The following is a 23437-nucleotide window of genomic DNA, read 5'->3' on the forward strand; positions in this document are numbered from 1 at the left end:
CTTAAGGAAAAGTAAGGAAAAATCATGAAGACATTCTCCGCTAAAAAACTGTCTTTAATGGCCTGTACCGGCATAATATTTGGCCTGTTCACATCCCCATCTTTTGCTACCGATCCATGTGAAACCGTTCGTTTTTCTGATGTCGGCTGGAGCGATATTACAGCCACAACAGCTATAACAAGTGAAGTTCTGAAAGGGCTGGGGTACAAAACCTCTGTTGATATGCTTTCCGTTCCGGTTACCTACTCTTCTATGGCTAATAATGACATCGATGTTTTTCTGGGCAACTGGATGCCAACAATGAAAGCAGATATTGAGCAGTATGTTCAATCAGGAGCAGTGGAAGTCATCGGTGCGAATCTGGAAGGTGCAAAATATACGCTTGCCGTACCCCAGTATGTTTATGAAGCCGGAGTACACAGCTTTGCTGATATTGCCGAATTTAAAGATAAATTTCGTGGCCGTATCTACGGAATTGAAGCCGGTAACGATGGTAATCGTCTCATTCAGTCGATGATAGATTCCAATGCATTTGCTCTAAAAGACTTTTCACTGGTTGAGTCCAGTGAAGCCGGAATGATATCCCAGATAACCCGCGCCATTAAACGTAAGCAATGGATCGTATTTCTGGGCTGGGCACCTCATCCGATGAACAGCAACTTCAACATAACTTATCTATCAGGCGGAGACGATTACTTTGGTCCCAACTATGGTGGTGCCAACGTCTACACCAATGTCCGTAAAGATTACATAACTGCCTGCCCAAATGTTGGCAACCTACTGAAAAATCTTAAATTTAGTCTGAAAATGGAAAATGAACTGATGGACAGGATTCTGAATAAAAACGAAGAGCCGTCAACCGCAGCAAAAGCATGGCTGAAAACAAACCCTCAGATTCTGGATATCTGGCTGAAGGACGTCGTAACCATTCATGATAAAGATGGAATTAAAGCCGTGAAAGAATATATAGGCCTTTAATTTTATAAACAATTCAAACAAAACACCCAAGGAGTAATGGTGAGTTTTATTACTGAGCATAAAATTCCTCTCGGTAGCTGGATGGCTGATTTTGTCGACTGGCTGACCTACCACGGGGCTAACTTTTTTGACTCTGTTTCCTATGCACTTGAGTCCGCTATCATGCTGTTAGTGGAGCTGGTGAAATGGTTTCCTGCTACCGGTTTTATTGCAATTGCAGCCTGTTGTGCATGGCTGCTGCACCGTAGTATACCTTTAACCCTTTTCATAGCCGCAGCCTTACTGCTCATCTTAAATCTGGGATACTGGCCAGAAATGCTGGAAACATTTGTTCTGGTACTGACAGCGACCGTGATCTCGATTCTTGTCGGTGTGCCTGTTGGTATTATGGCAGCGCATCATCGCTGGCTATATACCATACTGCGCCCGATACTGGATCTGATGCAGACCATTCCAACCTTCGTGTATCTGATCCCGACACTGGTTCTGTTCGGTCTGGGTGTTGTTCCTGGATTAATATCCACCGTCATTTTTGCCATTGCCGCTCCTATCCGCCTTACTTATCTGGGGGTCAGCGAAGTACCGGAAGAACTGCTCGAAGCCGGTAAGGCTTTTGGTGCAACCCGTATGAAACTACTGTTTAAAGTAGAATTGCCTTCTGCAATGCCAAATATTATGGCAGGGATCACTCAATGCATCATGTTATCACTATCTATGGTTGTTATTGCCGCACTGGTAGGGGCTGATGGTTTGGGTAAACCTGTCGTCCGGGCACTGAACACCGTTAATATCGCTCAGGGATTTGAAGCCGGACTGGCGATCGTACTGGTCGCCATTATTCTGGACAGGCTATGTAAGGCTCCTGCCAGACACGCAAGGAATAAGTAAACATGAATGCGATAAGTATTAAAAACCTGGATGTTATTTTTGGAGATAACGTCGATAAATCGTTAGCTCTGCTGGATAAAGATAAAAGCCGTCAGGATATTATTGACATTACTGGTGATGTCGTTGGCGTCGATAATGTCAGTCTGGATATAAAACATGGTGAAATCTGCGTACTAATGGGGTTATCCGGTTCGGGAAAATCCAGCCTGCTCAGAACGATCAACGGACTCAACACTATTTCTAGGGGGGAGCTGAACATCAGCTCGGAAAGCGGATCCATCAATCTGGCAGACTGCAGCAGTAGTACTCTAAGGCATCTTAGGACAAATCGTATCTCCATGGTTTTTCAGAAATTTGCCTTAATGCCATGGCTAAGTGTACTGGATAATGCAGCCTTTGGTCTGGAAATGCAGGGAGTGCCGAGAGAAAAGCGACGACGTCAGGCTGAAGAAAAACTGACAATGGTAGGCCTTGCCGAATGGAAAGATAATTTCCCTCATGAGCTCTCTGGAGGAATGCAGCAAAGGGTCGGTCTGGCTCGTGCATTTGCTATGGACAGCGATATTCTGTTGATGGATGAACCATTTTCTGCACTCGACCCTCTGATCCGCTGCCAATTACAGGATGAGCTTCTGGAGCTGCAACGCCAATTAAACAAAACGATTGTATTTGTCAGTCATGATCTGGATGAAGCCTTAAAGCTTGGCAGTACCATTGCCATAATGGAATCAGGACGCCTGATCCAACAAGGTAAACCAGAAGAAATTGTTCTGAACCCTAATTCAAAATATGTAGAAGATTTCGTTGCTCATACCAACCCGCTCAACGTCTTACGTGGCCGCTCTCTGATGAGGGAAGTTACCGAACTGGACAAAAAAGAAAATAAGATTGTGATTAACCCGCACAATCGGACCTATCTCAATCTGGACTCAAAAGGAAACATTGAGCTAGCCGAAAGAATGGATCGTACCATTCCCCTTCGGCAATGGAAAAAAGGCGAATGCTTTAATCCTCTAAAAGAAGGAAACCTTGTAGTTACCGATCCAGATATATCCATGCGGGACGGGCTAGAAATCTGTTACCGGACAGGTCAACCAATCTTACTGGCTAAAGACCGGCAACTTATCGGCTTGTTGTCACATAATGATTTTTATCACGCCCTGCTGGGAAAGCACTTTACGCTGGATAGCCAGAATATGTCCGCTACCTGACCCTGTCTTACTACGGATAGAAAATACGCCACTTTAGAAGTGGCGTTGTTTGTTATCTAATCCTTGCTCTCATGTTGACGACTGGTTTTCACTTCATTGAATATCCGCCCTAACTCAAGAAATGAATAGCGATGCTCAACGTAATCATACACATTGAAAGACAATGCCAGTTTATATAAGGCAATAGCATTAGCGTAATCACCGGCAAACTGATAACGCTTTCCAAGATAGAAATAAGTTTCTGTCAGCCGTTGTGCCAGAACCGTATTGTCCCGGGTACCATTCAGCACAGCTTTAAATGCAAGCTCATCAGACACATCATTTAGCATGATAGCAACCAGTACCCAGCCCCACTTTTCGGTCTTATGCTGATAACGCTCCTGCAGGTGCAGCAGAGCAGACTCAGGACTGACTTCCCGTTCAATAATATATAGCCACAAAGCCCGGAATGGATCGGCTGGTTCATCCATATAGTGCTTTGTCATCTCTTCCAGAGCAATATCGCCCCGGCCACCATAGTAAAGCGCAATCGCCCGGTTTCTCTCTGCATACTCATTTTCCGGATCTAATTCCAGTGTAGAATCGAAAGCTTCATAAGCAGCATCAAATTCACCAACCTGAGTAAAGTACACTCCCAATAGGTTAAAAATATCCGGCTGGACAGGGTTCAGATTCAGGGACTGATTAAAATCCAGACGAGCGAGATCTCTCAGCCCAAGGCTGTCATAATAACTGCCACGCTCATAATACATTTTAGCCCGGATATCATCGGCCAGATCGTCTCTGTGCAGCAACTGGTTTAAACGGGCAATCTGAACCTCATGCTGAATGCCTGGCTGCAGAGGAACTGCCATCGGCGGATATACCCAACCACTTTGCTGATTCAGAGAAACAGAAGCACAGCCGGAAAGAATAAGCAGTACACCTAAACCTACTAATCGAAACCAATTCACAAATACTATCTCTAATAAAAAAGGGAAGCCGTAGCTTCCCTTTATAACATGCTTATTATCTGACAAGCCAGAAAACCTGTCAGTTAAGCAATAAGTTATTCAGCTTCTGGTGCTGAAGTCTCACCTTCTTCTTCCGCTGGCTTTTCAACCGCTTCTTTCATACTCAGGCGAACACGACCCTGACGGTCGATTTCCAGAACTTTAACCTGAACTTCCTGACCTTCTGTCAGATAATCCGACACTTTCTCTACTCGCTTCTCTGCGATTTGAGAAATATGCACCAGTCCGTCTTTACCCGGAAGTACGGTAACAAACGCACCAAAATCAGCCAGACGAGCAACCTTACCAGTGTAAATCTTACCAACTTCCACCTCAGCCGTAATCTGTTCAATACGACGGATGGCATCCTTCGCCTGCTCACCATCAGTTGCCGCGATCTTGATAGTACCGTCATCTTCAATTTCGATAGTAGTACCGGTTTCTTCAGTCAATTGACGGATAACCGCACCACCTTTACCAATAACGTCTTTGATCTTGTCTGCACTGATCTTCATAGTGTGGATACGTGGAGCAAATTCAGAAATATCTTCACGGGCACCAGAGATAGCTTCGTCCATCACAGAAAGGATGTGCATACGCGCACCTTTTGCCTGATTCAGAGCGATCTGCATGATCTCTTTAGTAATACCTTCAATCTTGATATCCATTTGCAGGGCAGTCACACCTGTACCGGTACCCGCGACTTTAAAGTCCATATCACCCAGATGGTCTTCATCGCCCAGAATGTCAGAAAGAACCACAAAGTCATCGCCTTCTTTAACCAGCCCCATTGCAATACCTGCAACAGATGATTTGATTGGCACACCTGCATCCATCAGTGCCAGCGAAGTACCACATACCGATGCCATAGAAGAAGAACCGTTAGATTCTGTGATTTCAGATACAACACGAACTGTGTACGGAAATTCATCCACAGAAGGCATTACCGCAGCAATACCACGCTTCGCCAGTTTACCGTGGCCGATTTCACGACGCTTAGGAGAACCAACAAAGCCAGTTTCACCCACACAGTAAGGAGGGAAGTTGTAGTGCAGCAGGAAGTGATCTTTACGCTCACCTGTCAGCTCATCGATAATCTGTGCATCACGTTGAGTGCCAAGTGTTGCAGTAACCATCGCCTGAGTTTCACCACGAGTGAACAGAGCACTACCATGGGTACGAGGCAGAACACCGGTACGTACATCCAGAGCACGAACCATATCTTTTTCACGGCCATCAATACGCGGATTACCTGCAATGATACGGCTGCGAACCACTTTCTTTTCAAGAGAACCCAGAACCTTACGGATTTCCATTTCGTCCTGTTCTTCATCCTGAGCCAGAATTGCTTCTACTACTTCACTTTTAATGGTGCCAACTTCTTCGTAGCGAGCCATCTTTTCAGTGATCTGATACGCTTCAGTCAGACGGGCTTCTGCCTGCTCAGCAACCAGAGCTTTAAGTACCGTATTTTCCGCTGGCGCTTCCCAGTTCCATGCTGGAGTTGCTACTTCAGCAGCGAATTCATTGATAGCAGTAATGACCGTTTGTTGCTGATCATGACCAAATACAACAGCAGCAAGCATCTCTTCTTCTGTCAGGTTATCTGCTTCTGATTCCACCATAAGAACCGCACTTTCAGTACCCGCAACAACCAGATCCAGACGGGAAGATTCCAACTCTTTTTGACTTGGGTTCAGCACCAGTTCACCATTGATATGACCTACACGGGCAGAACCGATAGGACCATTGAACGGAATACCGGAAATAGCCAGTGCTGCAGAAGTACCAATCATTGTAATGATATCTGGCTGAACATCAGGGTTAACCGATACAACAGTCGCAATAACCTGTACTTCATTGGTGAATGCATCAGGGAATAGTGGACGAATCGGCCGGTCGATAAGACGGGCAATCAGTGTTTCGCCTTCGGAAGGGCGGCCTTCACGTTTGAAGAAACCACCAGGAATTTTACCAGCAGCGTAAGTACGTTCCTGATAGTTTACGGTAAGAGGGAAAAAGTCCTGACCTTCAACCGCTTCTTTTTTACCGACAACAGAAACAAATACAGCAGTATCATCCATTGTAGCCATTACAGCCGCCGTTGCCTGACGAGCCATAACACCGGTTTCTAAAGTGACGGTATGGTTACCGTACTGAAAGGTTTTAGTGATTGGATTCACGTAATATCCTCAATTTATTGTGTTTAAAGGGATGTACGTTCCTAGTTTTACCAATCGCGACTAATGGAAAACATCCATACGAATATCTTTCATTAGCCGCGACCTTTATGGTCGACTGCGGTGACTGTAAAACGTTAGGGCGCACAAAAAAGACTGTGAATACACAGTCAGGGAGTAGTATAAACCAGTTAGTAGCAGTTTTGCTAACAAGTACCGGTTTCAGATAACAAAAAAGGGGCATAAAGCCCCTTTTCTGAACAAACTGATCTTAGCGACGCAGGCCAAGACGTTTGATTAGATCCTGGTAACGATTCAGATCTTTACCTTTCAGGTAGTCCAGAAGCTTACGACGGCGTGAAACCATACGTAGAAGACCGCGACGGCTGTGGTGGTCTTGCTTGTGGTCAGCAAAGTGACCCTGAAGGTGGTTGATAGAAGCAGTCAACAGAGCTACTTGTACTTCTGGTGAACCGGTATCGCCTTCGCCACGTGCATAATCTGCAACGATAGCTGCTTTAGTTTCTGCATTCAGAGACATAATCATTTCCTAATACATTAAGGTTAAACACTGTGCCAGCCAATCTCTGATTCAGCCGACACGAGAAGCGCGAATTATACGTAAACGGCAGATATGGAGCAACTGTTATTTTCAGTCTCTGAATACGACCAACCGCTTCGGTGCAATCTTTCCGTCATCATCGATTTCACCGACGCCGATAAAGAGTTTTTCTGCACCGCTAGTCATACGGACTGTACCTTCCTGAGGTGCTCCGAATACCTGTACCGGCTGACCGTGCTGAACCATATCGGTCAGTTCAGGGATCAAATTGACTTCCGGTAACTCCTGAACCGCACTGTCCATAGGCAAAAGCAGAGGATCCAGCAACTCTTTGGGTTGAATATCCTGTTCACGAGCCTGCTCCAGTAAAGCGTCCAGTTGCTCTAATGTCACCATTTTTTCATATGGATAGTTTGACACACCGGTCCGGCGCAGATAAATAACATGTGCACCGCAGCCAAGCATTTCACCCAGATCATCGACGATGGTACGGATATAGGTTCCTTTTGAACAGTGAACCTCCATCTCAACTTCACCACCTTCAAAACGAAGCAATTCAATGCTGTACACCGTTATTTTGCGCGATTCACGCGGAACATCAATGCCTTCCCGCGCATACTCATACAGAGGTTTTCCCTGATATTTAAGCGCAGAAAACATCGATGGAATTTGATCCGTCTCACCACGAAATTTGGCAATACAGCGTTCCAGTTGCCCGCGATCAACTTTCACATCACGAACCTGTACCACTTCACCATCGGAGTCAGAAGTATTAGTACGCTCTCCCAGTTTAGCCACCACACGATAGCGTTTATCGGAATCCAGCAAAAACTGTGAAAACTTAGTTGCCTCTCCCAGACAAATCGGCAGCATACCTGTGGCCAAAGGATCCAGAGCCCCCGTATGTCCTGCTTTTTCAGCAAAATAGATACGCTTTACTTTCTGTAACGCATCATTCGAAGAAATACCGGTCGGTTTATCCAGTAAGACAATACCATTTACCGGACGGCCTTTACGACGGCGGGCCATTATGCGTTATCCTCTTCATCACTGCGTCCGGCTTCCTGAGCACGAACTTTATCACTATTGATCACCTCAGTAACAAGGTTGGACATACGCATACCTTCGACCAGGGTATTATCGTAAGTGAAGCGGACTTCCGGAGTCAGACGCAGACGGATACGCTTACCCAGCATCATACGGACATGAACTTCATGCTCTTTCAGTGCCTGCAGACTGGATTCAGGCGTTTGATCACCGACGCACAGGAAAGTAACAAAGACTTTTGCGTAAGCCAGATCACGGGAAACTTCGACATCGGAAATAGTGACCATGCCGATTCGGGAGTCACGTATTTCACGCTGAAGGATAACGGCAAGCTCTTTTTGTAGCTGCTGAGACACACGTTGAGTGCGGCTAAATTCTTTTGACATTATTTTCTCTCTATTAGAAAAGATGGGGGGATGGTCAAAACCAGCCCCCCATGGCGTATTTAACGACCGATTACTTAAACGTAATCTTAGTCAAGATTTGTTTCCTCCCCTAACCGGGGAAGCCGGGTATTAATCCAACGTACGCTGAATTTCAACCGTTTCGAATACTTCAATCTGGTCACCGACGCGAACATCATTATAGTTCTTAACACCGATACCACATTCGTAGCCGTTCTTAACTTCCTGAACGTCATCTTTAAAGCGACGCAGTGATTCCAGCTCGCCTTCGTAAATAACCACGTTATCACGCAGTACGCGGATTGGATTATTACGCTTAATCAGACCTTCAGTCACCATACAGCCGGCAATCGCACCCAGTTTTGGCGATTTGAACACATCACGCACTTCAGCCAGACCAATAATTTCTTGTCTGAATTCAGGTGCCAGCATACCGCTCATAGCCTGTTTAACTTCATCAATCAGCTGATAGATGATTGAGTAGTAACGCAGATCCAGATTCTCAGCTTCAATAGTACGACGGGCAGAAGCATCTGCACGAACGTTAAAACCAAGGATGATAGCGTTAGAAGCCGCAGCCAGCACAGCGTCAGTCTCAGTAATACCACCAACACCGGAGCCTACAACACTGACTTTTACTTCATCGGTAGACAGTTTCAGCAGAGAGTCCGCAATCGCTTCAACAGAACCCTGAACGTCAGCTTTCAGAACCACATTCAGTTCAGCCACTTCGCCGGCAGTCATGTTAGAGAACATGTTTTCCAGTTTCGCTTTTTGCTGACGAGCCAGTTTCACCTCACGGAATTTACCCTGACGATAGTTGGCTACTTCACGTGCTTTACGCTCATCACGAACAACGGTTGCTTCATCACCGGATGCTGGTACACCAGACAAGCCCAGAATCTCAACCGGAATAGACGGGCCAGCTTCAGTGATTTCTTCACCGGTTTCATCGCGCATGGCACGAACACGACCGTATTCCTGACCACACAAAACAATATCACCTTTGCGCAGAGTACCAGACTGAACCAGAACAGTAGCGACAGGACCACGGCCTTTATCCAGACGTGATTCAACAACCACACCAGAAGCCATACCATCTTTAACTGCTGTCAGTTCCAGAACTTCCGCCTGGAGAAGAATGGTTTCCAGCAGACTGTCAATGTTTGTACCCTGCTTCGCAGAGATATGTACAAACATATTTTCACCGCCCCATTCCTCTGGGATAACATCATACTGAGCAAGCTCATTCTTCACATTATCCGGATTAGCTTCTTCTTTATCGATCTTGTTTACGGCAACAATCAGAGGCACGCCAGCTGCTTTTGCATGCTGAATAGCTTCAATTGTCTGAGGCATAACACCATCATCCGCAGCAACGACAAGAACAACGATATCCGTTGCCTGAGCACCACGAGCACGCATTGCAGTAAATGCTGCGTGTCCCGGAGTATCCAGAAACGTGATCATTCCATTCTCAGTTTCTACATGGTAAGCACCGATATGCTGAGTAATACCACCGGCTTCACCGGAAGCAACGTGTGCTTTACGGATATAGTCCAGTGTCGATGTTTTACCATGGTCAACGTGACCCATGATGGTGACAACCGGTGCACGCGGTACAGCTTCAGAAGTGCTGTCACGGTCAGAAAGAACGGCTTCTTCCAGCTCATTTTCTTTACGCAGAACCACTTTGTGACCCATTTCCTCAGCTACAAGCTGAGCCGTTTCCTGATCGATAACCTGGTTGATGGTCGCCATTGCGCCCATTTTCATCATCACTTTGATAACTTCGGTCGCTTTCACTGACATTTTGTTCGCCAGCTCAGAAACAACGATCGTTTCACCAATCACAACATCCTGCTTGGCCACGGTTGCTGTTTTATCAAAACCGTGTTGCATCGATGTCGGTTTAGACAGTTTACCTTTACGGCCTTGTCCTTTGACGCGAGGTGGACGACTGCTTCTGTTGCTTTCGGCATCTTCAGCTTTTGAAGAAGGTTTTTTCTTCTTCTTGCGGCGAGCACTGTCAGCACGACGATCTGCTTCTTCTTCCGCTTCACGTGCATATTTGTTAGTTGTTGTGTGGTAATCAGCTTCGTCATCACCACCTTTCTTTTCTTCAGCTGACCAGCGGGCTTCATTTTCTTCCGCCAGTTTACGGGCTTGTTCCGCCAGCTTAGCAGCATCTTCTTCTGCTTTACGCTTCGCTGCTTCTTCCTGACGGCGTTTCAGTTCTTCCGCCTCTTTTTGAGCTGCTTCTTGCATAGCTTTATCTTCCGCAGAACGCTCAGTATTTTCGCGTTTTGCTTTGTCTCCTGCTTCACGCTTCGCCTTTGCTTCGGCATCACGTTTTGCTTTCTCTTCCGCTTCACGCTTCGCTGTTTCTTCCGCTTCGCGTTTAGCCTGTTCTTCAGCTTCACGTTTGGCCTTTGCTTCCGCTTCACGCATTGCTGCTTCTTCAGCCTCACGTCGGGCTTCTTCTTCCTGACGTTTTGCTTCTTCGTCTACTGCGCTACGTTTAACGTATGTACGTTTTTTGCGCACTTCAACTTGCACATTCTTACTCTTCCCGCCGCTCGCTGCAACACTTAATGTGCTGCGAGTTTTACGTTGCAGAGTTAAACGCGTTGGTGATGCATCGCCGGAAATATCCCCATGTTCTTTTTTCAGATGGGTCAAAAGCTGCTGCTTCTCATCTTCCGAAACACTGTCACTCATTGATTTTTTCATACCCGCATCAGCAAGTTGTTCTAATAAGCGATCAACCGGAGTACCAATTTCTTCACTTAATGTTTTAACCGTAAGTTGCGTCATTCCGCTACCTCCTTGCTGAAATAATTATTCTTCATCGCCAAACCAACAGATATTACGTGCAGCCATAATCAGCTCACCCGCACGCTCTTCTGTAAGGCCATCAATACCTTCTAAGTCATCAATACCCTGGTCTGCCAAATCTTCTAATGTCACTACACCTTTAGCAGCGAATTTGTACGCCATTTCTCTTTCAAGGCCTTCAAGTGCCAGCAGATCGTCTGCCGGTTCCAGTCCTTCAAACGACTCTTCCTGAGCCAGAGCCAGAGTAGTCAGTGCTTCTTTGGCTCTGCTGCGAAGCTCTTCAATGATCTCTTCATTCAGACCATCGATGTCCAGTAGTTCGTTAACCGGAACATAAGCAACTTCTTCAAGTGTAGAGAAGCCTTCTTCTACCAACAGTTCAGCAAAATCCTGTTCGATATCCAAGTGCTTCATAAAGTTCTCGATGGAAGCAGAACTTTCTTCCTGGTGTTTTTTCTCCAGATCTTCCACCGTCATCACGTTCAGTTCCCAGCCGGTCAGCTGAGAAGCCAGACGAACATTCTGACCATTACGGCCAATTGCCTGAGCCAGATTATCGGCTTCTACAGCAATATCCATTGCGTGTGCATCTTCATCAACAATGATGGATGCCACATCGGCCGGAGCCATTGCATTAATGACGAACTGAGCCGGATTATCGTCCCATAGCACGATATCGATACGCTCACCACCAAGCTCACCAGATACAGCCTGTACACGAGCACCACGCATACCAACGCAGGCACCAACAGGGTCGATACGCTTATCATTGGTTTTTACTGCGATCTTGGCACGTGAGCCTGGATCACGAGCCGCGCCACGCAGCTCTATCAGGTCTTCACCAATTTCCGGCACTTCGATGCGGAACAGTTCACTCAGCATCTCTGACTTGGAACGGGTAATAAACAGCTGAAAGCCACGGGCTTCAGGACGAACGGCATACAGCAAGCCACGAACGCGATCTCCCGGACGGAAATTTTCACGCGGTAGCTGATCTTCCCGTAGGATAACACCTTCAGCATTGTTACCAAGATCAAGTACTACAGTGTCACGGTTAACTTTCTTCACAACACCAGTGATCAGCTCACCTTCATTATCGATAAACTGTTCAACAATCTGAGCGCGTTCCGCTTCACGAACTTTCTGAACAATGACCTGCTTTGCCGTCTGAGTAGTAATACGGTCAAAAGTCACAGATTCGATGTCGTCCTCAACGAAGTCGCCCAGCCCAAGATTTTCATCTTCAAACTGTGCCGCTTCCAGTGAAATTTCTTTGGTCGGATGCTCAACTTCTTCTACCACCAACCAACGACGAAACGTTTCAAAATCACCTGTTTTACGATCAATCTGCACACGAACGTCAATTTCCATTTCGTGTTTTTTCTTGGTTGCAGTCGCAAGTGCAATTTCCAGCGCTTCAAAAATACGCTCACGAGGAACAGCCTTCTCGTTAGAAACCGCTTCAACAACAGCTAAAATTTCTCTGTTCATTTATATAGCCTCTTAAGCTCTTATTCTCTGGGAGAACTAAAATTTAGGGATCAGGTTAGCTTTGGAAATGTTGCTCAGGGCAAACTCTTCTTCTTGTCCGTCTACTGTGACAATAATGGTTTCGCCATCAACGGAATGAATCACTCCCTTCCATTTACGGCGGTTACCCACAGCCATTTTCAGAACAACGCTGACCTCGTGACCGATAAATTGTTGATAGTGTTCAGTTTTAAAAAGTGGCCGCTCAAGACCTGGTGAAGAAACCTCCAGGTTATAGGCAACCGAAATCGGATCTTCCACATCGAGCACAGCACTCACCTGATGGCTAACTTCTGCACAATCATCGACATTAATACCATTTTCACTATCGATATAAATGCGCAGTGTTGAGTGCTCGCCGGCACGGACAAATTCCAATCCGACAAATTCATAACCAGCCGCTTCAACCGGAGATGTTAACAATTCTGTCAGTTGTCTTTCTAAACCAGTCATTTAAACCACTCCAGAAACAAAAAAAGGGCTAAAAGCCCAATTCAAACACCAAGCAAGAAATCTGAAATCCAAGAAAAACAATGCTTTACATATGCCTTTCTAAGGTACAGATAACAAAAAACCCCGTAAGTCGGGGTTTTGTCTTGCCGGACCCTGATAGCACTGAACTGAAACCAGCTATTACTGATAATAGTTCAGCTCACAATCAACTCATAATCCAGGCAGAATATTTCTTACTGATAAAGTCAATTATGATTACTTGTAATCAGACTCTCGAAAACACACTCTCGAAAACATTGGTTGCGGGGGCCGGATTTGAACCGACGACCTTCGGGTTATGAGCCCGACGAGCTACCAAGCTGCTCCACCCCGCGTCCGACTGAAAATGCATTATACGCACCACAGATTGTTTTACAAGTGAATACAAGTAATGGTGCCGAGAGAGGGACTTGAACCCTCACACCTTACGGTACTAGCACCTCATGCTAGCGTGTCTACCAATTTCACCATCTCGGCATCGTATTGTTTTAAAGCCATTTTCAACTTTAAAACGAATCTCTTAGTTTACTGAGGAATTTCGTCACTGGTTTTTTCTTCAACGACCGGAGCTTCACTCTGTACGTCTGTTGCTTCCTGAGTAACCATTCCTTTCGTCGGATCAACCCACTGAGACTCAGTCTGATGGGTTGCTAAGTTACCAAAAACCAAAGCAACAACAAAAAATATAACGGCAAAAAAAGTCGTCATCTTAGTCAGGAAGTTTCCGGATCCTGTTGCGCCAAATACTGTATTTGAAGCACCAGCACCAAACGATGCTCCCATATCTGCGCCTTTACCTTGCTGAATCAACACCAGGCCAATTAAACCAGCAGCTGCCAACAGGTAAATCACAAGTAGAACTGTTGTCATATTTCCACCTATGTTCAATGTGTCGAGCTAGCGCCACCTGTTGATATTCACATTTAATATTCAACGATAAAGCCAGCGGCCTCCGATTTCAGAGGCGGAGCAAATACTAGCGAAAGCATCTTGTGCTGACAAGTAAAAAATACAAAAAAATGACACGTCGGCTCTAAACGCTCAAATAAACGGCAAAAGTATGCTTTAATCTCCCTCATCCCACTCTTTGACAGGGAGATTAAAACGGTAGTGCTCAGCAACAACCCTTTACAACTTCAGCAATATTCAGAGCAAGACGTTTAACCAGAACAGCATCCTCACCTTCAACCATCACCCGGATCAGCGGTTCCGTCCCGGATTTACGCAACAGCACCCGACCTTTTTCGGCCAGTTGCTCTTCCGCATCTGCAACCGCAGTCAAGACTGATTCGGATTCCATTGGGTTCGAATCTCCGGAAAAACGGACATTTTCCAGTACCTGAGGATAAAGGGTCATCCCCTGTGACAGTTCATACAGAGACAAGCCGGAATCGACGACTGACGCCAGTACCTGTAGCGCTGCAACAATGGCATCTCCGGTGGTTACTTTATCTAGCAGAATCACATGTCCGGAGTTTTCCGCACCAATACTCCAGCCCTTTTCCAGCAGCTTTTCCATCACATACCGGTCACCGACCGCTGCACGTTCAAACGGAATACCCAACTGCTTCAGGCCATTTTCCATACCCAGATTGGTCATAAGCGTACCGATAACACCACCTTTCAGCTCACCACGACGCAAAGCATCACGGGCAATCATGTAAGCAATCTGGTCACCATCAATTTTGTGTCCTTTGTGGTCAACCATGATCAGCCGGTCACCGTCACCATCAAAAGCCAGACCTAAATCAGCACCTTCGTCCACAACCCGCTTTTGCAGAGCACGGACATCCGTAGCACCGACCTCTTCATTGATATTAATACCGTTCGGCTCAACACCCATTGCAATAATATCAGCACCCAGTTCACCAAATACCGCAGGTGCAATGTGATAGGTTGCTCCATTAGCACAGTCAACGACTATCTTAAGTTTGGAAAGGTTCAGCTGCTTAGGAAACGTCCCTTTGCAAAATTCAATATAGCGGCCGGCAGCATCATTTAAGCGCATCGCTTTGCCTAATTCAGCTGAATCGACACACTGCAGCTCTTTATCCAGTTCCGCTTCAATCGCCAGCTCTACCTCATCTGGCAGTTTGGTTCCCTCAGAAGAAAAAAACTTAATACCGTTGTCATAAAACGGATTATGCGATGCAGAAATAACGATACCGGCTTCAGCTCTGAAGGTTTGCGTCAGATAAGCAATTGCCGGTGTCGGCATCGGTCCTGTCAGTGTCGCTTTCAGACCAGCAGCAGCCAGCCCCGCTTCCAACGCTGATTCCAGCATATAACCGGATATCCGCGGATCCTTACCTATAATCACCTGCTTAGTTCCCTGCTGAGCCAGAACACGTCCTGCCGCCCAGCCAAGCTTCAATACAAAATCAGGGGTAATCGGGAACTGCCCGACTTTTCCACGTACACCATCGGTACCAAAATAACGTCTTTCCGACATAGTCATTTCCTAAACTTATCTTAATTTCTGTTGTGCTTATGCGCCGGTGGCACCGACTCATTTATATCTTTGCAGCATAGCGCTGATTTTCATCGCATCCAGCGTTTCAGCAAAATCGTGTACACGAATAATCTGCGCACCCTTTAATGCGGCAACCACAGCACATGCCACACTTCCCGCAACACAGTCTGCTGGTTCTTTATCCAGCACTTTAAAGATCATCGATTTGCGGGACATACCCGCCAGAAGCGGATATCCCAGGCTCTGAAACCAGTCCATATGTGCCAGCAGGTGGTAATTATGAGCCACCGTTTTACCAAAACCAAAGCCGGGATCAATGATAATGTTATCGCGGGAGATACCGGCTGCAACGCATTCTTCAACCCGATCACGCAGGTATTTCACTACTTCCGGCAAAAAATCCCGGTACGTCGGGTTATCCTGCATCGTCTTCGGCTGTCCCTGCATATGCATCAGACAAACAGGAACCTTTGCTTCTGCAGCCGCCTCCAGTGCACCGGGCTCAGTCAATGAACGTATGTCATTAATAATATCGGCTCCGGCTTTAACGGCCTGTCGCATCACTTCCGCTTTACTAGTGTCCACAGAGATCCATATATCCGAACATTCCCGGATTGCGGAAATAACGGGAATAACTCGTTGCAGTTCTTCCTCCAGAGTGACTTCTGCAGCTCCCGGACGAGTCGACTCCCCCCCGATATCGATAATGCTGACTCCGGCCTCAATCATCCTGTTAGCCTGTGCGACAGCCTGTTCTACCGTAGTATAACTGCCTCCGTCGGAAAAAGAGTCCGGCGTTACGTTCAGAATGCCCATTACATGAGTTTGATCCAGTATTAATTCTTTATTATTGGCCCGTAGTTTCATCTTACCTGATCATCTCCTTTTCACTGGATACAATGACAAAAAACCCCGAGCAGAGCCGGGGTTTTATTTATTCCTTTCCCTGCAGATTACTCTGCATCATCTTCAGATTTGGCGGACTCCTGTGTATCCGCTTTATCAGAAGACTCTTCTGCAGCTGGTTTATCTGCCGGTTTGCTCTCTGCATACGCAGATTTTGCTACTTCTGCCTTTTCTTTTACTCTGGCTGCATCATCTGCAGTCCAGCCATGAGGCTCGCGAATCTCTTCCTTGCGCTCCATCAAGTCATCAATCTGACCGGCATCGATCGTTTCATATTTCATCAATGCATCTTTCATCGAATGCATGATATCCATATTGTCCTGCAGAATTTGCTTGGCCCGTTCATAGTTACGGTCAATAATCGAACGAACTTCATCATCAATCAGCTTCGCCGTATCATCTGACATGTGTTTGGTTTGAGTAACACTGCGTCCGAGGAAAACTTCACCTTCTTCTTCAGCGTACAGCAGAGGCCCCAACTTTTCAGAAAAGCCCCACTGAGTCACCATCTTACGCGCAATATCTGTAGCACGTTCGATATCATTCGATGCACCTGTAGACACTTTCTGACTGCCATAAATCAGCTCTTCTGCCAAACGACCACCGTACAAGCTGGAGATCATCGATTCCAGATGCTGACGGGACATACTGATGCGATCCTGTTCAGGAAGGTACATTGTGACACCCAGAGCCCGTCCGCGAGGAATAATGGAAACCTTATAGACAGGGTCATGTTCCGGAACCAGACGGCCGACAATAGCGTGTCCGGCTTCATGATAAGCGGTCGATTCTTTTATATCGTCCGTCATAACCATAGAACGGCGTTCCGCACCCATCATAATTTTGTCTTTAGCCAGCTCAAACTCAACCATAGACACATTGCGTTTGTTACCGCGGGCAGCAAACAGGGCTGCCTCGTTTACCAGGTTAGCCAGATCCGCACCAGAGAAGCCCGGTGTACCCCGTGCGATCAGTGACGGATCAACGTCTCCCGCCAAAGGCACCTTACGCATATGTACTTTCAGGATCTGTTCACGGCCACGCACATCCGGCAAACCAACCACAACCTGACGGTCAAAACGACCAGGACGTAACAAGGCCGGATCCAGAACATCCGGACGGTTGGTTGCAGCGATAACAATAATACCTTCGTTGCCTTCAAAACCGTCCATTTCAACCAGCATCTGGTTCAATGTCTGTTCACGTTCATCGTGACCACCACCCACACCAGCGCCACGCTGACGGCCTACGGCATCAATCTCATCGATAAAGATAATACAAGGCGCAGCTTTTTTGGCTTGCTCAAACATATCACGGACACGGGATGCACCCACACCGACAAACATTTCAACAAAATCAGAACCGGAAATAGTAAAAAACGGAACCTTTGCTTCACCGGCAATCGCTTTTGCCAGCAGTGTCTTACCCGTACCCGGAGGACCGACCATCAGCACACCCGTCGGGATCTTACCACCCAGCTTCTGGAAACGGCTCGGATCTCGCAGATAATCCACCAGCTCTTTTACATCTTCTTTTGCTTCATCACAACCGGCGACATCAGCAAACGTGGTTTTTATCTGCTCTTCGCTCATCATGCGGGCTTTACTTTTACCGAAAGACATCGCGCCTTTGCCGCCGCCGCCCTGCATCTGGCGCATAAAGAAAATCCAGACACCAATCAACAGGATCATTGGGAACCAGGAGATAAAAATAGTGCCCAGCAGGCTCTGCTCTTCCGGTGGTGTGCCCTGAACACGAACATTCTGGTTGATCAGATCATCCAGCAGTTTTTCATCATAAATCGGCATGTAGGTTACATAACGGGAACCATCACGACGGGTAAAGGCTATTTCTCGGTCATTAAACCGGGCATCCTCAATCTGGCCCTGGCCTACGTCTTGAACAAATCTCGTGTAATCGACGGTTCTGCCGTTATTTTCCCCAGGGCCGAAGCTCTGGAATACCGACATCAGTACTACGGCGATTACCAGCCACAGAATTAAATTTTTTGCCATGTCACTCAAGGTGTCAGCCTCTCGATAACTAATTGTAATTAAAGGTAGGGTACTACAGTTTCATAGCTGTAGCCACTGTGTAAATTTCTCTTTGCTAACTTATTCCGCGCAGAATGAGATATCCGGCCCGATAAGCGTTAGCCTTTGTAGCCTGTGGCTACGATGTAGACCTCCCGGGAGCGAGCTCTCGATGAGTCCGGTTTTCTGATTTTCACGACCTTAAACAGGTCGCGAACATCTTTGACATACTGATCAAAGCCTTCTCCCTGAAAGACCTTAACCACAAAACTACCATCAGGAGCCAGAACCTGTCGACACATATCTAACGCCAGTTCAACCAGATACATCGCTCTTGGCTGGTCCACCGCCTGATTACCTGCCATATTCGGCGCCATGTCAGACATAACAACATTGACCATATCCGGTTGAATTCGCTCAAGTAATGCTTCCAGAACCGCATCTTCACGAAAGTCCCCCTGCAGGAAACTCACGCCGGCAATGGAATCCATCGGTAAGATGTCACAAGCAATAACCTGACCATCATCACCTACGATTTGTGCCGCATATTGGGACCAGCCTCCGGGAGCGGCGCCAAGGTCAACCACTGTCATCCCGGATTTCAGCAGTTTATCTTTGCCCTGAATTTCCTCAATCTTGAAGATAGCACGAGAACGGTAGCCTTTCTTCTTTGCTTCGTTCACATATTTATCGTCAAAATGTTCCTTTAGCCATCGCCCGGAACTGGCTGAATGTTTCTGTTTGCTCATTCTCTTCCTATCTGGAAAGCTGCTTTATCATGTAAAGTAAGTATAGTCTTCGTGATTAGATGGCGTTAAAATAGCGCTTTTCAACCCCACTACTTAAGAAAATTGACCGCATAATGAACCTAAGCACAAAACAAAAGCAGTTCCTCAAAGGCCTGGCACACAACCTGAAACCTGTTGTTCTGATGGGCGCAAACGGATTGACTGAGGCTGTATTAGCGGAAATCGAAATAGCCCTGAATCATCATGAGCTGATTAAAGTCAAAGTAGCTTCTGAAGACAGAGAAACCCGGCAACTGATCGTTGATGCGATTGTTCGTGAAACGGAAGCAGAAAAAGTACAGACCATCGGTAAAGTTCTGGTATTGTACCGCCAGTCCGAAGAACGCAAAATCGAATTGCCTCGCAAATAATACTGCGTCGGGATCGAAAAACAGGTATCCGGCATATTAAAGAAGGAGAGGTCATGCCTCTCCTTTTTCAATGCAGTGCCGTATCAGACAGGTATCAGATATACTCAACCTTATCGATTTCGTAATCTTTATCCCCGCCCGGTGTACTGATCGCCACTTCATCACCTTCCATCTTACCAATAAGGCCACGGGCAATCGGTGAACTGACGGAAATACGTCCGGCTTTGATATCCGCTTCATGATCACCCACAATCTGATAGGTGAATTCAGCCTCTGTATCCAGATCAATCAGGGTAACCGTAGCACCAAAAATAACCTTGCCGCTGTTGTCCATTTTGGTCACATCAATCACCTGAGCAACGGACAGTTTATATTCGATATCACGGATCTGAGCTTCACAGATCCCCTGTTCCTCACGGGCGGCATGATACTCGGCATTCTCTTTCAGATCACCCAGTTCGCGCGCTTCAGCAATGGCCTGAGAAATCAGCGGACGACGTTTAATCAGTGCATCAAGCTCGGTACGCAGTTTTAGCTCGCCGCGTACAGTCATTGGAATCTTTTCCATGTGTAAAAACCTCTGTATTCCAAAGTTTGCTTTGGACAAAAAACTCCCACTCAACCAACGCTGAGTGGGAGGTGGAAAATAAGTGCATTCAGACTAGTGTAAACAAAGATTCCGCTCAGGTCACCCCTAAAGCTGTTTAACTGTCACAAAACTGACTTTTGCCCCGCAAAGCTTAAGAAAAGGCTGGCTATCCGTTAGCATAGCCGGTGGTTTCATCCCGCCGCTGTACAGCATAAGAACAGTGGCAGAACGAAGATATTCAGAAAAACGCCTGCATTATTTATTGCAGGCGCTTAAATCTGTATTAAACAGATTAGAAGTAGAAGTACATACCTGCCAGAGCAAGAGCTGTATCTTCGTCTTCTGTATAACCTACGTTTTCTTTCGCTGAGTATTCAACAAAGCCTTTCAGGTTATCAGAGAATGTGTAATCCACACCCAGTGTATAGGCATTCAGATCTTCTGAACCGTCAACATCTGCGTCGGCAGTATAAGCAGATACATAAACACGTGTTGCATCAATGGTATAATCTGCAGCTACACCAATAGCTTCAATGTCAGTGCTGTCAATCTGTTCATTTACATAGTGAGCGGCAACAGAGAAGTTGTCACCGGTATAACCTGCTTTAAAACCGTAGATATCGTTATCATCATCAGATGTTGCACTTTCAGTGCTATAACCGTTACGGTTGCCGTGATCCTGATAAGAAGCACCGATGTTAAAGCCCGCTACAGTATAAGATGCAGAAATACCGTATGCGTTATCCAGATCTTCATCCTGATGCAGATACGTATCAGCAATCAGCTTCAGACCATTGGCGTCATACTTCAGGCTGATGGCATGACCATTTCCTTCAAATGAAGTGGCCTCATCATCCATGTAGCCGTAGCCTTCATTGGTGTTATCAATAGTGATAGCATCCAGAGAGTCACCAAAGTCACCCACTTCACCCACAGCAATACCAAAGCTGTCACCGAACATAGCACCAAAGTACTCATCATCTGTAACAACATCTTTATCATCGTTGTCGCCAGGCGCAAAACCAACGCCGTTTTCAATTTCAAATGAACCGAAAACTTTAACCGTTTCGCTTAGCTGATGCTCAGCATCAATCTGTACTTTCACCCATACATCCACATCTGCGTCGTATGATTCATCAGCAGTACCTGCAGCATGATCCACATCATATTGGCTCAGGTATGTGTCCATTTCACCTTTTAGGTTAAAGGTTGTTGTGTCGTTTTCGTAGATAGAAGCCGCATTAGCTGCACCTGAAACCAGAGCTGCCACTGCCAGCGCGATAAATTTCTTGTTCATCTGATTAATCCTTATTACTAATCCTATGTAGTCGTTTTTTCTTATCTGAGTGATATCAAAACAAAGACTGCAATGAACGCCGTATAGCCACCGTCGTGGTTTGTCAGACATTTCAATGCCATAACCTTTATGGATATGCACCCGAACGATTTAACCCCTCCACCGGAGCCCAGACTAGTAAAAAGAAATAAATACCGGGAACTAATATTTTTTACCTACAAAAAAAACATCAATGCATTGATAAATAAACGATATATTAAAAATATAAAACTCCCAAAAGATAAAAATTCACTTTTTTATTTATGTCTGTTTGGCTTTTTTTGGAATGCAAATGTGATCTGTGTCACTCACAAAAAGAGAAGATTATGATTATCCATCCCGATACTCGCCAGACAGTCAGAGTCAGGTATACTTTGTGCAGACAAAAATAGGGTATTGGGCCAGTTATGCGTATCATCTTCTCTCTTCTGTTTTTCTGTATCAGTGCGCTGCCGGGCTACGCAGCCACCGCTACTCACTATTCTCCTCTGGACTATCTCCCCAGAGGCAGCCGGGCAAGCCTTTCTGTACGCACCCCGGATGGAGCAACACCACTTTCCCTGAATGCCGATCAGATGTTTCCCCCGGCCAGTACCCTAAAATTACTGACGGCACTGGCTGCTAAACTGGAACTGGGTGATCGTTTCCGCTTTGAAACTCAGGCAGAACTCTCCGGAGATGACTTGATACTGCGCTTTTCCGGCGACCCGACTCTCACATCAGAACATCTGACAGAGTTAATCCGGCAGATAAAAACCGCTGGTATCAACCAGATTAGAGGGGATATCTGGCTGGACAACAGTGCCTTTAGCGGATATGAACGGGGGGTCGGCTGGCCCTGGGATATCCTCGGGGTCTGCTACAGTGCCCCGGCCAGTGCAATTACTCTGGATAAAAACTGTGTACAAGCTTCCATTTATACCCAGAACAACGGCACAACCCGGGTATATGTTCCTGAGCATCAGCCTATCCATGTGGAAACAGAAGCCATCAGCGTAACCGAGCAGGGGCAGGAATCAAGGCAGTGCGATCTGGAGCTGATTACGTTTGACAGCAACGAATATCTGCTCTCAGGATGTCTGGTGCAGAGAGAACGCCCTCTGCCACTGAAATTTGCTGTTCAGGAAACCCATGCTTATGCCGCAGCAGTTATCCGCTCTCTGTTAAACAATCATGGTATCCGCTTTAGTGGGGAGATAGAACTGGCCCGGCAGCCGGAAGGAAAAGTGATCGCCCGGCATCTCTCAGCTCCGTTACCCGAACTGCTGGGTGAAATGCTGAAACATTCAGACAATTTGATTGCTGATAACCTGACCAAGACACTGGGTGCGAAATTTTACCTGCAACCCGGCAGCTTTAATAACGGCACAGAAGCAATCAAACAGATCCTGTTTGCTAAAGCCGGTATTGACCTTACCCATGCCCAGTTAGCCGATGGTTCCGGACTATCACGCAATAACCGTATCACGGCAACGAATATGGTTCAGGTGCTGGACTATATCTGGAAACACGATAAGCAGCTAAACCTACTGGCTATGCTGCCAACCGCTGGCGAAAGCGGCACACTAAAGTATCGCCGCAGTATGCGCACTGAACCGGTTAGAGGCCACCTGCTGGCAAAAAGCGGATCACTTTACGGCAGCTACAATATGGCCGGCTACAGTATTGATGCATCAGGAAAGCCCAGGGCATTATTTGTTCAATTTGTTACCGATTACTATCCGGAACAAAAAAGGGATGATGCTAACGACACCATCCCTCCTATTTTTCAGTTTGAGCAGGCCTTCTACAGTGATGTTATCCGCTACTGACGGATAAC

Annotated in this window: 20 protein-coding genes and 2 tRNA genes; 5 read left to right on the forward strand and 17 right to left on the reverse strand. The window is 46.4% G+C overall.

Annotated elements, in window-relative coordinates; genetic code table 11:
- The first annotated feature begins 24 nt into the window (after positions 1–24).
- The 3 genes from CSW98_RS11225 to choV are packed head-to-tail and all read left to right on the forward strand — an operon-like array spanning position 25 to position 3077.
- The gene (locus tag CSW98_RS11225; protein ID WP_100800567.1) at positions 25–978 is read left to right on the forward strand and encodes a choline ABC transporter substrate-binding protein; all 954 of its coding nucleotides are present in this window, start codon (positions 25–27) and stop codon (positions 976–978) included.
- A gap of 39 nt (positions 979–1017) precedes the next feature.
- Positions 1018–1866 (forward strand): choline ABC transporter permease subunit, encoded by an 849-nt coding sequence (gene choW, locus CSW98_RS11230; protein WP_100800679.1) that lies wholly within the window; start codon positions 1018–1020, stop codon positions 1864–1866.
- Between the two features lie 2 nt (positions 1867–1868).
- Complete coding sequence (gene choV / locus CSW98_RS11235) at positions 1869–3077, forward strand: choline ABC transporter ATP-binding protein (RefSeq protein WP_100800568.1); 1209 nt, start codon at positions 1869–1871, stop codon at positions 3075–3077.
- Between the two features lie 56 nt (positions 3078–3133).
- On the opposite strand, the gene nlpI is transcribed toward choV, so the two are convergent.
- From nlpI to rlmE, 15 genes are all read right to left on the reverse strand, one after another.
- Entirely contained in the window at positions 3134–4030 is an 897-nt protein-coding gene (gene nlpI / locus CSW98_RS11240; protein ID WP_100800569.1) for a lipoprotein NlpI, read from the reverse strand.
- 95 nt (positions 4031–4125) lie between these two features.
- Positions 4126–6252, reverse strand: coding sequence for a polyribonucleotide nucleotidyltransferase (gene pnp / locus CSW98_RS11245; protein WP_100800570.1), 2127 nt, complete (start codon positions 6250–6252; stop codon positions 4126–4128).
- Positions 6253–6520: 268 nt separating this feature from the next.
- Positions 6521–6790 carry a 30S ribosomal protein S15 gene (gene rpsO / locus CSW98_RS11250; RefSeq protein WP_100800571.1) on the reverse strand — a complete coding sequence of 90 codons (270 nt, stop codon included), beginning with the start codon at positions 6788–6790 and terminating at the stop codon, positions 6521–6523.
- 111 nt (positions 6791–6901) lie between these two features.
- Positions 6902–7840 carry a tRNA pseudouridine(55) synthase TruB gene (gene truB, locus CSW98_RS11255; protein ID WP_100800572.1) on the reverse strand — a complete coding sequence of 313 codons (939 nt, stop codon included), beginning with the start codon at positions 7838–7840 and terminating at the stop codon, positions 6902–6904.
- Positions 7840–8244: a 30S ribosome-binding factor RbfA gene (gene rbfA / locus CSW98_RS11260; RefSeq protein ID WP_100800573.1), complete on the reverse strand. Its 405-nt coding sequence runs from the start codon at positions 8242–8244 to the stop codon at positions 7840–7842. Before rbfA ends, truB begins: the two co-directional genes overlap by 1 nt.
- A gap of 129 nt (positions 8245–8373) precedes the next feature.
- The gene (infB, locus tag CSW98_RS11265) at positions 8374–11079 is read right to left on the reverse strand and encodes a translation initiation factor IF-2 (RefSeq protein WP_100800574.1); all 2706 of its coding nucleotides are present in this window, start codon (positions 11077–11079) and stop codon (positions 8374–8376) included.
- Between the two features lie 24 nt (positions 11080–11103).
- Positions 11104–12591, reverse strand: coding sequence for a transcription termination factor NusA (nusA, locus tag CSW98_RS11270; RefSeq protein ID WP_100800575.1), 1488 nt, complete (start codon positions 12589–12591; stop codon positions 11104–11106).
- Between the two features lie 36 nt (positions 12592–12627).
- A complete protein-coding gene (gene rimP / locus CSW98_RS11275; protein WP_100800576.1) occupies positions 12628–13083 on the reverse strand; it encodes a ribosome maturation factor RimP in 456 nt (151 codons plus the stop codon).
- A gap of 297 nt (positions 13084–13380) precedes the next feature.
- Positions 13381–13457, reverse strand: a tRNA-Met gene (locus tag CSW98_RS11280).
- 57 nt (positions 13458–13514) lie between these two features.
- Positions 13515–13599: transfer RNA gene (locus tag CSW98_RS11285), tRNA-Leu, on the reverse strand.
- 48 nt (positions 13600–13647) lie between these two features.
- Positions 13648–13992, reverse strand: a complete 345-nt coding sequence (gene secG / locus CSW98_RS11290; protein WP_100800577.1) for a preprotein translocase subunit SecG — start codon at positions 13990–13992, stop codon at positions 13648–13650.
- A gap of 244 nt (positions 13993–14236) precedes the next feature.
- Positions 14237–15574, reverse strand: coding sequence for a phosphoglucosamine mutase (glmM, locus tag CSW98_RS11295; RefSeq protein WP_100800578.1), 1338 nt, complete (start codon positions 15572–15574; stop codon positions 14237–14239).
- 57 nt (positions 15575–15631) lie between these two features.
- Positions 15632–16462 carry a dihydropteroate synthase gene (folP, locus tag CSW98_RS11300; RefSeq protein ID WP_100800579.1) on the reverse strand — a complete coding sequence of 277 codons (831 nt, stop codon included), beginning with the start codon at positions 16460–16462 and terminating at the stop codon, positions 15632–15634.
- A gap of 86 nt (positions 16463–16548) precedes the next feature.
- On the reverse strand, positions 16549–18516 hold the full coding sequence (ftsH, locus tag CSW98_RS11305) for an ATP-dependent zinc metalloprotease FtsH (protein ID WP_100800580.1): 1968 nt from the start codon (positions 18514–18516) through the stop codon (positions 16549–16551).
- Positions 18517–18653: 137 nt separating this feature from the next.
- Complete coding sequence (gene rlmE, locus CSW98_RS11310; RefSeq protein WP_100800581.1) at positions 18654–19283, reverse strand: 23S rRNA (uridine(2552)-2'-O)-methyltransferase RlmE; 630 nt, start codon at positions 19281–19283, stop codon at positions 18654–18656.
- A 113-nt stretch (positions 19284–19396) separates the two neighbouring features.
- On the opposite strand from rlmE, the gene yhbY reads away from it, so the two are divergent.
- On the forward strand, positions 19397–19693 hold the full coding sequence (yhbY, locus tag CSW98_RS11315; protein ID WP_100800582.1) for a ribosome assembly RNA-binding protein YhbY: 297 nt from the start codon (positions 19397–19399) through the stop codon (positions 19691–19693).
- Between the two features lie 94 nt (positions 19694–19787).
- On the opposite strand, the gene greA is transcribed toward yhbY, so the two are convergent.
- Positions 19788–20261 (reverse strand): transcription elongation factor GreA, encoded by a 474-nt coding sequence (gene greA / locus CSW98_RS11320; RefSeq protein ID WP_100800583.1) that lies wholly within the window; start codon positions 20259–20261, stop codon positions 19788–19790.
- 313 nt (positions 20262–20574) lie between these two features.
- Positions 20575–21579, reverse strand: a complete 1005-nt coding sequence (locus CSW98_RS11325) for a porin (protein WP_100800584.1) — start codon at positions 21577–21579, stop codon at positions 20575–20577.
- 446 nt (positions 21580–22025) lie between these two features.
- On the opposite strand from CSW98_RS11325, the gene dacB reads away from it, so the two are divergent.
- Positions 22026–23429, forward strand: a complete 1404-nt coding sequence (gene dacB, locus CSW98_RS11330; protein ID WP_100800585.1) for a serine-type D-Ala-D-Ala carboxypeptidase — start codon at positions 22026–22028, stop codon at positions 23427–23429.
- The last annotated feature ends 8 nt before the right edge of the window (positions 23430–23437 follow it).

This window comes from Vibrio sp. HA2012 (genome assembly GCF_002812955.1).
Lineage (GTDB): Bacteria > Pseudomonadota > Gammaproteobacteria > Enterobacterales > Vibrionaceae > Vibrio.